The sequence below is a fragment of the Pseudomonas sp. AD21 genome (assembly GCF_002878485.1).
Lineage (GTDB): Bacteria > Pseudomonadota > Gammaproteobacteria > Pseudomonadales > Pseudomonadaceae > Aquipseudomonas.
Genome location: NZ_NQYG01000110.1, coordinates 1 through 8,960, shown reverse-complemented (window position 1 = coordinate 8,960; position 8,960 = coordinate 1). Strand labels below are relative to the sequence as shown.

Annotated in this window: 8 protein-coding genes; 1 reads left to right on the top strand and 7 read right to left on the bottom strand. The window is 62.4% G+C overall.

Translation table 11 applies throughout. The features are described from left to right. Nucleotides 1-182 (bottom strand): hypothetical protein (locus PseAD21_RS29910; RefSeq protein ID WP_218244991.1); only part of this gene is annotated, 182 nt, incomplete at its 3' end. A 56-nt stretch (nt 183-238) separates the two neighbouring features. Between PseAD21_RS29910 and PseAD21_RS28935 the strand changes: the two genes are divergently transcribed. Beyond that, complete coding sequence (locus PseAD21_RS28935) at nt 239-916, top strand: type 1 glutamine amidotransferase domain-containing protein (RefSeq protein WP_102359117.1); 678 nt, start codon at nt 239-241, stop codon at nt 914-916. Nucleotides 917-963: 47 nt separating this feature from the next. On the opposite strand, the gene PseAD21_RS28930 is transcribed toward PseAD21_RS28935, so the two are convergent. The 6 genes from PseAD21_RS28930 to PseAD21_RS28905 all read right to left on the bottom strand — a co-directional run bounded on the left by PseAD21_RS28930 (nt 964) and on the right by PseAD21_RS28905 (nt 8,707). Continuing rightward, nucleotides 964-2,352 carry a VOC family protein gene (locus tag PseAD21_RS28930; RefSeq protein ID WP_102359116.1) on the bottom strand — a complete coding sequence of 463 codons (1,389 nt, stop codon included), beginning with the start codon at nt 2,350-2,352 and terminating at the stop codon, nt 964-966. Nucleotides 2,353-2,440: 88 nt separating this feature from the next. Continuing rightward, on the bottom strand, nt 2,441-3,661 hold the full coding sequence (gene glcF, locus PseAD21_RS28925; RefSeq protein WP_102359115.1) for a glycolate oxidase subunit GlcF: 1,221 nt from the start codon (nt 3,659-3,661) through the stop codon (nt 2,441-2,443). Nucleotides 3,662-3,663: 2 nt separating this feature from the next. Continuing rightward, nucleotides 3,664-4,713, bottom strand: a complete 1,050-nt coding sequence (gene glcE / locus PseAD21_RS28920) for a glycolate oxidase subunit GlcE (protein ID WP_102359114.1) — start codon at nt 4,711-4,713, stop codon at nt 3,664-3,666. Beyond that, nucleotides 4,713-6,212, bottom strand: coding sequence for a glycolate oxidase subunit GlcD (gene glcD / locus PseAD21_RS28915; RefSeq protein WP_102359113.1), 1,500 nt, complete (start codon nt 6,210-6,212; stop codon nt 4,713-4,715). Before glcD ends, glcE begins: the two co-directional genes overlap by 1 nt. Nucleotides 6,213-6,304: 92 nt before the next feature. Beyond that, on the bottom strand, nt 6,305-7,231 hold the full coding sequence (locus tag PseAD21_RS28910; RefSeq protein WP_102359112.1) for an alpha/beta fold hydrolase: 927 nt from the start codon (nt 7,229-7,231) through the stop codon (nt 6,305-6,307). Nucleotides 7,232-7,252: 21 nt separating this feature from the next. Continuing rightward, nucleotides 7,253-8,707, bottom strand: a complete 1,455-nt coding sequence (locus PseAD21_RS28905; RefSeq protein WP_102359111.1) for an NAD(P)/FAD-dependent oxidoreductase — start codon at nt 8,705-8,707, stop codon at nt 7,253-7,255. Nucleotides 8,708-8,960: the final 253 nt, after the last annotated feature.

The window sequence follows — 8,960 nt, the reverse complement described above, 5'->3', positions numbered from 1 at the left end:
AAGTGCGCAACTTCTTGCGCAGTACTGCGCAAGAAGTTGCGCACTTGGCTGTAAGCCACGCCAATCAAGGCGTGTAGCGTGATGAACAGCTTTTTTTGTCGGACAAGTGCGCAAGAAGTTGCGCAGTAAGGCCAAGTGCCATCCTTGAGCGATTGAAACGATTCGTCCTGCGCGACGGTCAATCACTCACGACCGCGCCGAAGGCGTACGAACATTCCCCCCATCGAGTGAGAACGACATGAAAATCCTGATGGTTTTAACGTCCCACGATCAATTGGGTGATACCGGCAAGAAAACCGGCTTCTGGCTGGAAGAATTTGCCGCGCCGTATTACGTGTTCAAGGACGCCGGCGCGCAACTGACGCTGGCCTCGCCCAAGGGCGGCCAGCCACCGCTGGACCCGAAGAGTGACGAGCCGGACGCACAAACCGCTGCGACCGAGCGCTTTGGCAAGGACTCCGCTGCGCAGTCGGCGCTGTCCACCACCGTTAAGCTGGACACGGTGAAGGCCACTGATTTCGATGCGGTGTTCTATCCCGGCGGCCACGGCCCGCTGTGGGATCTGGCGGAAGACCGCCATTCCATCGCGTTGATTGAAGCGTTCTATACCAGCGGCAAACCCGTGGCGGCGGTGTGTCATGCGCCCGGCGTGCTGCGCCATGCCAAAGGCACGGACGGTCAGCCGTTGGTCAAGGGCAAGCAAGTGACTGGCTTCACCAACAGTGAAGAGGAGGCGGTAGGCCTGACTAACGTGGTGCCGTTTCTGGTGGAGGATGAGCTCAAGGCCAAGGGCGGGATTTTCTCCAAAGGTGCGGATTGGTCGAGCTACACCCGTGAGGACGGGTTGCTGCTGACGGGGCAGAATCCGGCGTCGTCGGAAGAGACGGCGTTCGCGCTGTTGTCGCGACTGCGCTGATCACAGCAATTGATTTTGTGGAGAGGGAGCAAGCTCCCTCGCCACAGTCAGATCAGTTTCAGGCCCAACACCCCAGCACATTCCTCAATCGATCGCCGCTGCGTCTCGGCATACAACCCCAGCTCATCAATGGTCGAACGCCCCAGCGCTTGTTCGAACGCCTGACGGTTCGAATGTTCGCCATAGTGCGTCTGCGCCGCATCCCCAAGGTTTGACTGAAAAATCCCCGCCGCGCTGACCGGCAGGAAATCTTCGTACACCAACGGTTCGGCTTTCACATGGCCCTCGCGGAGCAAATCCTCAAGCGACGCCGACGTGAGGCTACCCGCTGCCAGGCCCTTTTCCGTAGCGAAGTAGCGAAAATACGCCAGATCCTGCTCACGCATCCCCTCGACGCTGTCAGGAAATTCGCCAAAGTGCCGGGTCATCAGCGCGTTGTAGTGTGCGGCATTGCCTTCGTTGGGGAAGTCACCGAGTTCATCGCGCGCGGCATTCAGCAAGCGGTCATACAGCGCCCGCCCTTTAGGCGTCAGCGCCGCACCGCGTTGTTCGATCTCGCCGAAACGGGCGCTGTGGCTGCCGTGGGTGTCGTGCTGGTCGGTGAAGGCGATCGACTCGTCCAGCGCCTTGAAGCTGGTCTGGCGCAGCAGGATCGGGCAGTGCCGGCGCGGCGGGCCTTCGATTACCGCTTTGGGGGTGATGCCGTGCACCGGCATTTGCGCCTGGACGATGTCGATGTCCAGGGTGCGCGGGGTCAGGTGATTGATGTGTGGACCTTTGAACGCCACCACGTCGGCGATCAAGCGGTGCTGGGCGCTGAGGGTCTGGTACTGCGCGGCGGTGACCGTGGCGCTGTGATGCCAGCGAAAGGTTTCCAGTGCCTGTAGGACGAATTGCGCCGCCTCATGCTCATTCAGGCCGCCGGCTGCTTCGGCCTGTTCGATCAGGCTTAGCGCTTCGGCGGTAAAGATCGAACGCTGGTTCAGCACCGATTCGGCAAACGCGCGCAACTCCGGATCTTCGATCAACTCCAGGCGCAGCAACGAAGTGAATACCCGAAACGGACTGACTTGCAGCGCAGCTTCATGCACTGCACGAAACGCTGTGGAGTGCACCGGCACGCCCGCCGGGGTCAGGTCGTAATAACCCACCGGTTGCATGCCCATCACCGCGAACAGGCGGGCAAGGGTCGCCAGCTCTTTGCCGGTGCCGACGCGGATGGCGCCGTGGCGCTCCATGTCCAGGCGCTCGATCTCGCCGGTGCTGTGCAACTGCCGGGCGATGTGCGGTTCGCGGTCCAGTACCTCGCGGTTGGTCTGTTCCACCAGTTCCATCAGCGCGCCGTACAACGGCACTTCTTCGCGGTACATATCGGACATCGCTTTGGAGAAGCGTTGGCGGATCAGGTCGGGGCTGACGAAAGGCTGCACGGTCATGAAAAAAATTCCTGCCACGGTCACGTAAAGGATGGAGGAAAAGATCGCAGCCTTCACGGGCGGCGGCAAACGAAGAATCCTACGAACTTCATTCTGCCAACGACTGATCCACCAGTTCGATCCAGTGCGAGACCTGCGTGCGTCCGGCGCCGGCCAGATGATTCTGGCAACCGACATTGGAGCTGACGATCAGCTCCGGGCGGCCGCTCTCCAGAGCATTGAGGCGGTTGTCGCGCAGTTGCCGGGCAAGGGTCGGTTGCGTCAGCGAATAGGTGCCGGCCGAGCCGCAACACAGATGCCCGTCCGGCACCGGCGTGAGGTTGAAGCCCAGCCGGGTCAGCAGCGCTTCCACCGCGCCGCCGAGTTTCAGCGCGTGTTGCAGGGTGCAGGGGCAGTGCACGGCGATCCGACGTTGGCTGGCGGCACAGACTTTTTCCAGTGGCTCCTGCGCAAGGATCTGCACCAGATCCAGCGTCCGCTCGCTGATCTGCCGTGCCTTGTCGGCGTAGCGCGGATCCTGCGCCAGCAAATGCCCGTAATCCTTGATGAACGCGCCGCAACCGCTGGCCGTCTGCACGATCGCTTCCGCACCGTTTTGCAGGTGTGGCCACCAGGCGTCGATGTTCTGCCGGGCGCGGTCGAGGCCCTTGGCCTGGGCGTCGAGGTGATAGTCCAGCGCGCCACAGCAACCGGCCTCGGCCACCGGCGTGACGCTGATCCCCAAACGATCCAGCACCCGCGCCGTGGCGTCGTTGGTGTTCGGCGACAGGCCCGGTTGCACGCAACCTTCGAGCAGCAACACCCGGCGCGCATGGCGCGGGGCCGGGCGTGTGCCGGACACCGGCGCGCGCTGCGGCAATTTGCTTTCGAAGATGCGCGGCAACAGCGGCCGGAACGTCGTGCCGACTCGCAGTAATCCCTTGAACAGTCCGGGATTCGGCGCCAGTGCGCGCAAGCCTTCGCGCAAAAGGCGCTGCGCAGCGGGGCGCGGCACGGCCTGATCGACCACCGCCCGGCCGATGTCGAGCAGGTTGTGATAATCGACGCCGGAGGGGCAGGTGGTTTCGCAATTGCGGCAGGACAGGCAGCGGTCCAGATGCAGTTGTGTCTGTTCGGTGGCCGGGGCGCCTTCGAGCACTTGCTTGATCAGATAGATGCGCCCACGTGGCCCGTCGAGTTCATCGCCGAGCAACTGGTAGGTCGGGCAGGTCGCGTTGCAAAAGCCGCAATGCACGCAGGTGCGCAGAATTTTTTCTGCCTCGGCAGCACGCGGCAGTTGTCGGGCTTGTTCGCTGAGGGTGGTCTGCATGGCTAGAACTCCGCGTACATCCGGCCGGGGTTGAACAGCCCTTGCGGGTCGAGTTGCGCCTTGAGCTGGCGGTGATAGCGCATCAGTGCCGGGTGCAGCGGCTGAAACGGTGTGTCGCTGGCCCCATGGGTGAAGCAGGTGGCGTGGCCGCCGAGTTCCTGGGCGAGAATCTGAATGTGCTCATGATCGGATTTCAGCCAGCGTTGCGCGCCGGCCCAGTCGATCAACTGCTGGCCGGGTAAGTCCTGCGGCCCAAGGTTGTTCGGCAGCGACAGGCGCCACAGCGGCAGGCCCTCGTCAAAAAATGCCAGGCGTTGCTCGTTGAGGTCGCGCCAGAACACCGAGTCCAGCGGTTCGCCGCCGAGTCGTTGATGGGCGGCAGTCACCGAGCCTTCGCCGCCTTCAAGGCGCAGATACAGGCTTTGCCCGTCGTGACAGGCGCCGCTGATCGGCAAGGGTTGCTGGCCCCATTCGGCCAGTTTGGCCAGCGCCCTGGCGCAATCGAGGTCGAGGCGGATGCTCAGACACTGACGCGGTTTGGGCAGGACTTTCAGCGAGACTTCGCTGAGCACGCCGAGGCAACCGAAACTCCCGGTCAACAGGCGCGAGAGGTCGTAGCCGGCGACGTTTTTCATCACTTCGCCACCGAAACGCAGGTGCTGGCCGAGGCCGGTGATCACTCGGGTGCCGAGGACAAAATCGCGCACCGAGCCGGACCATGGCCGCCGTGGCCCGGACAGTCCGGTGGCGATCATCCCGCCGACCGTGGCGCTGTCGCCGAAGGCCGGCGGCTCGCACGGCAGCATCTGCCCGGCAGCGTCGAGCGCCTCCAGCAACTCGCGCAGCGGTGTACCGGCGCGCACGCTGACCACCAGCTCCGTCGGTTCATAGCACACGATGCCGCAGTGCGCGCGGGTGTCGAGCACTTCACCGGCCACCTCGCGGCCAAGAAACGCCTTGCTGTTGCCGCCCTGGATTTTCAGCGGCGTGGCGTTGGCCCGGGCTTCGTTGACCTGATCGAGCAGGGCGCTGCTGGCGTCGACGTCAGCCATCAGAAACGCTCCAGATCAGGGAACGGCAGTTGCCCGGCATGAATGTGCATCGCGCCAAATTCGGCGCAGCGATGCAGGGTCGGGATGTTTTTGCCGGGGTTGAGCAAGCCTTGCGGGTCGAATGCGGCTTTGACCGCGTGGAACAGGGTCAGCTCAGCGCTGTTGAATTGCGCGCACATCTGATTGATTTTCTCGCGGCCGACCCCGTGTTCGCCGGTGATGCTGCCGCCGACCTGCACGCACAGTTCCAGAATCTTGCCGCCCAACGCCTCAGCGCGATGCAGTTCCCCCGGCTGGTTGGCGTCGAACAGGATCAGCGGGTGCATGTTGCCGTCGCCGGCATGGAACACATTGGCCACGCGCAAGCCGTATTCGGCGCCGAGGCGGGCGATGCCTTGCAGCACGCCGGGCAATTCGCGGCGCGGGATGGTGCCGTCCATGCAGTAATAGTCCGGCGACAAGCGGCCGATGGCCGGAAAGGCGTTTTTGCGCCCGGCCCAGAAGCGCACGCGTTCGGCTTCGTCGCGGGCCTGACGCACCTCGCTGGCACCGGCCTGGGTCATGACTTCGCGGACCCGCAGGCAGTCGTCGTGGACGTCGGCTTCGACACCATCGAGTTCGCACAGCAGGATCGCCTCGGCATCCACCGGGTAGCCTGCGTGGATGAAATCTTCGGCGGCGCGGATCGCCAGGTTGTCCATCATTTCCAGGCCGCCGGGGATGATCCCCGCAGCGATGATGTCGGCCACCGCGCGGCCAGCCTTTTCCACCGAGTCGAAACTGCCCAGCAAGACTTTGGCGACTTGCGGTTTGGGCAGCAGTTTGACCGTGACTTCGGTGATGATCCCCAACAAACCTTCGGAACCGGTGAACAGCGCCAGCAAATCAAAACCCGGGGAATCGAGGGCGTCGCTGCCCAGGGTCAGGCGTTCGCCTTCGATGGTCAGCACTTCGATCTTCAGCAGATTGTGCACGGTCAGGCCGTACTTGAGGCAATGCACGCCACCGGCGTTTTCCGCGACGTTGCCGCCGATTGAGCAAGCGATTTGCGAGGACGGGTCCGGCGCGTAATACAGGCCGAACGGCGCGGCAGCCTGGGAAATCGCCAGGTTGCGCACCCCGGGCTGAACCCGCGCCGTGCGGGCCGCCGGGTCGATGTGGAGGATGTTGTTGAACCGCGCCATCACCAGCAGCAGGCCTTTTTCCAGCGGCAGCGCGCCGCCCGATAACCCGGTGCCGGCGCCACGGGCCACCACTGGCACGGTGTGTTGATGGCAGAGCTTGAGCAGGGTTTGCACCTGGTCGAGTCGCCGGGGCAGGGCGACGAGCATCGGCGTGGTGCGATAGGCCGACAGGCCGTCGCACTCGTAAGGCTTGAGTTCGTCTTCGCGCCAGAGAATGTCGAGATCCGGAAGGGCCTGTTGCAGGATCTTGAGCAGTTGTGCCTTGTTCACCTCCGGTAGCGGGCCGTCGAGGCGTTCGTCGTAGAGAATGTTCATTTCAACTCCATCGGCCGACGGGATTTATTGTGGTGAGGGGATAAATCCCCTCACCACAATAAATCCCCTCATCACAAGGACTGTGGTGGCGGTCATCGCTGGTTACCCAGAAACTCCCGATACAACCGCGCTGTGTTCGTCGGTTGTTCGACCATTGGCATGTGCCCGACGCCGTCCCACACATCGACCCGCAGATTGGCGATGCCCTTGCTCCAGATCGGCACGCTGCTGACGTCGATCAAGCGGTCCTTGCGTCCCCACAACAGCAGCGCCGGGCATTTGATTTCGGACAGTTTCGGCTCCATCGGCGGACTGGCGCGGAAGTCGCGGAAGATCTCTTCCAGTTCGTCGCGCTGGCGTTCATAACGCTGGGCAATGGCGTCCAGGACCAACCCGGGCACCCAGGGTGGCGAGGCCATGGTCATCGCATAAAACTGGCGAAACTCTTCCCGGGAATTGATCAGGAACGGGTTGTGCCCTCGTGCCAGGTGGCGCTCCATGTCGCTGGCCTCCGGTGCGGTGACGCCGGCCGGGTCGATCAATGCCACCGAGGCGATTCGGTCCGGGTAGGTCGCCGCCAGCCACGCCGCGATGTAGCCGCCCATCGAGTTGCCGATCACGTGGACTTTCTCCACGCCGCAGACGTCGAGCAACTGGATCATGCGCTTGGCCTGCAGCGCAATGTCGTAGCCGCCACCAGACTTGAAGCCGGTTTCACCGTGGCCGGCGATGTCCGGAATGATCACTCGATATTGGCGGACAAAATGCCGGGCGAAGCGCAGCCACAGGTTCTTGTCGGCGCTGTAGCCGTGCAGCATCAGGATCGCGCTGGCCGCTTCATAGGGGCCGCCTTGCCAGGTCGATACCGTCATTTCAGCGATCGGTACCTCGATTTTGTGCAACTTATACAGTTTGGCCTCCAGAGCCATGCTCAGGTCGTACAGCCAATGACCCACCGCCGGGTAACTCAACCAGCTCCAGGCCACGAAAACCGCGAGAGCGACAAACAGCAAAAGCATCGACGTCTTCCTTTTACGTGTTCAGGACAGAATGTGGTCAGCCGGTTTCAACGCCCGGGTCAACCGGTAGTAGCTGAAACTGAAGCCCGGAAAAATCGCGATCACATGACCGCTTTTGCTCTGATACCAACTGTGACAGCCGCCGGACTTCCATACCGTGCGCTCCATCTCACGGTGGATCATTGCAGTGTAGGTACGTTCCGCTTCGGGGCGCACTTCGATGCTGCGCAGGCCCTTGGCCTGGAGGGTGTGGATGCAGTCGAGGATGTAGTTCATCTGTGATTCGATGATGAACAGCGCCGAGGTATGCCCGATGCCTGTGTTCGGCCCGGTGACGATGAACAGGTTGGGAAACTCCGGCAGGCTGCTGCCCAGGTAGGCGCGCGGGTACTGCACCCAGACGTCCTTGAGCTGCACGCCGTGCTTGCCGGTTACCGGGTAGGAGACCACGCCGTCGGTGGCGTCATAGCCGGTCGACCAGACAATCAGGTCGACCTCGATGTGTTGGCCGTCCCTGGTGGTGATCCCCGTTTCATCGATTTCGGCGATGCCTTGCTCGCGGCTGTGCAGCGTCACGTTGGGCCGGGTCAGCGCCGGGTAATAAGTGCTGGAGAGCAGGATGCGCTTGCAGCCGATGGTGAAGTCCGGGGTGAGCTTTTCGCGCAATAGCGGATCGGGTACCTGATGCTTGAGAAAGTGCAGGGCCTGGCGCTGAACCATGTGAATCGCCGGTTTTGAGTATTTGAAGGCGATCACCCGGGTTTCGAATTGCCAGTAGAGCAACCAGCGCAGCAATTTGTACGCCGGTTTCAAACCCAGCAGCCAGCGCTGAAAGCGTCCGAAGGTACGATCGGGTCGAGGCAACACCCAATGCGGCGTGCGCTGGAACACATGCAGTTGTTCGACCTCGGGGGCAATCGCCGGAATCACCTGCGCGGCACTGGCGCCGCTGCCGACGATGGCCACGCGTTTACCCCGGTAGTCGTAGCTGTGATCCCAGTTGTTGGTATGAAAGGTCTTGCCCTGAAAGCGATCCAGGCCGGGAAAGGGCGGGATCACCGGTTGGCTCAGTGGGCCGCTGGCGTTGATCACGAATTGCGCATGGAAGGTGCCCTTGGCGCTGGTGTGCACCGCCCAGCGCTGTTGCACGTCGTCCCACTCGATACGTTCGACATTGGCCTGCAGCTCCACCCGTTCGCGCAGGTTGAAGCGGTCGATGATGTGTTCGGTGTAGCGGTGCAGTTCGGCCTGGGCGGCGAACATCTGCGTCCAGCGGTATGGCGCGAAGGACAGCGAGTACAGCGGCGAGGGCACATCCACCGCAGCGCCAGGGTAGGTGTTCTGGCACCAGGTGCCGCCGAAGAAGTCACGTCTTTCCAGCAGGCGAAAATCGTCGATCCCGGCCTTGAGCAGATTGACCGCCGCACACTGGCCGCCAAAACCGCTGCCGATGATCAACACTCGGTAGGTCTGCATGGGCCTCCTTCTTATAGTCGTTTTTCCGTTTTCATCCTTTCAGGTATAGCTAAATATTTGCCTTGTGGGAGTGGGCTTGCTCACGAAAGCGGTGGGTCAGTCACCGAAAATGCTGGCTGCCCCACCGCCTTCGCGAGCAACCCCGCTCCCACAGGGGACTGTATTCCAGGCTGTTTCTGCACGTTACTTTGAGGCAGCGAGCTACATATTCGACCTCTGACACACCACAAAACCCCTGTGGGAGTGGGCTTGC

Bases quoted from the DNA above. Each gene is read 5' to 3' on its own strand.
- PseAD21_RS28935 (WP_102359117.1), top strand. From the start codon at position 239: ATGAAAATCCTGATGGTTTTAACGTCCCACGATCAATTGGGTGATACC.
- PseAD21_RS28930 (WP_102359116.1), bottom strand. From the start codon at position 2,352: ATGACCGTGCAGCCTTTCGTCAGCCCCGACCTGATCCGCCAACGCTTC.
- glcF (WP_102359115.1), bottom strand. From the start codon at position 3,661: ATGCAGACCACCCTCAGCGAACAAGCCCGACAACTGCCGCGTGCTGCC.
- glcE (WP_102359114.1), bottom strand. From the start codon at position 4,713: ATGGCTGACGTCGACGCCAGCAGCGCCCTGCTCGATCAGGTCAACGAA.
- glcD (WP_102359113.1), bottom strand. From the start codon at position 6,212: ATGAACATTCTCTACGACGAACGCCTCGACGGCCCGCTACCGGAGGTG.
- PseAD21_RS28910 (WP_102359112.1), bottom strand. From the start codon at position 7,231: ATGCTTTTGCTGTTTGTCGCTCTCGCGGTTTTCGTGGCCTGGAGCTGG.
- PseAD21_RS28905 (WP_102359111.1), bottom strand. From the start codon at position 8,707: ATGCAGACCTACCGAGTGTTGATCATCGGCAGCGGTTTTGGCGGCCAG.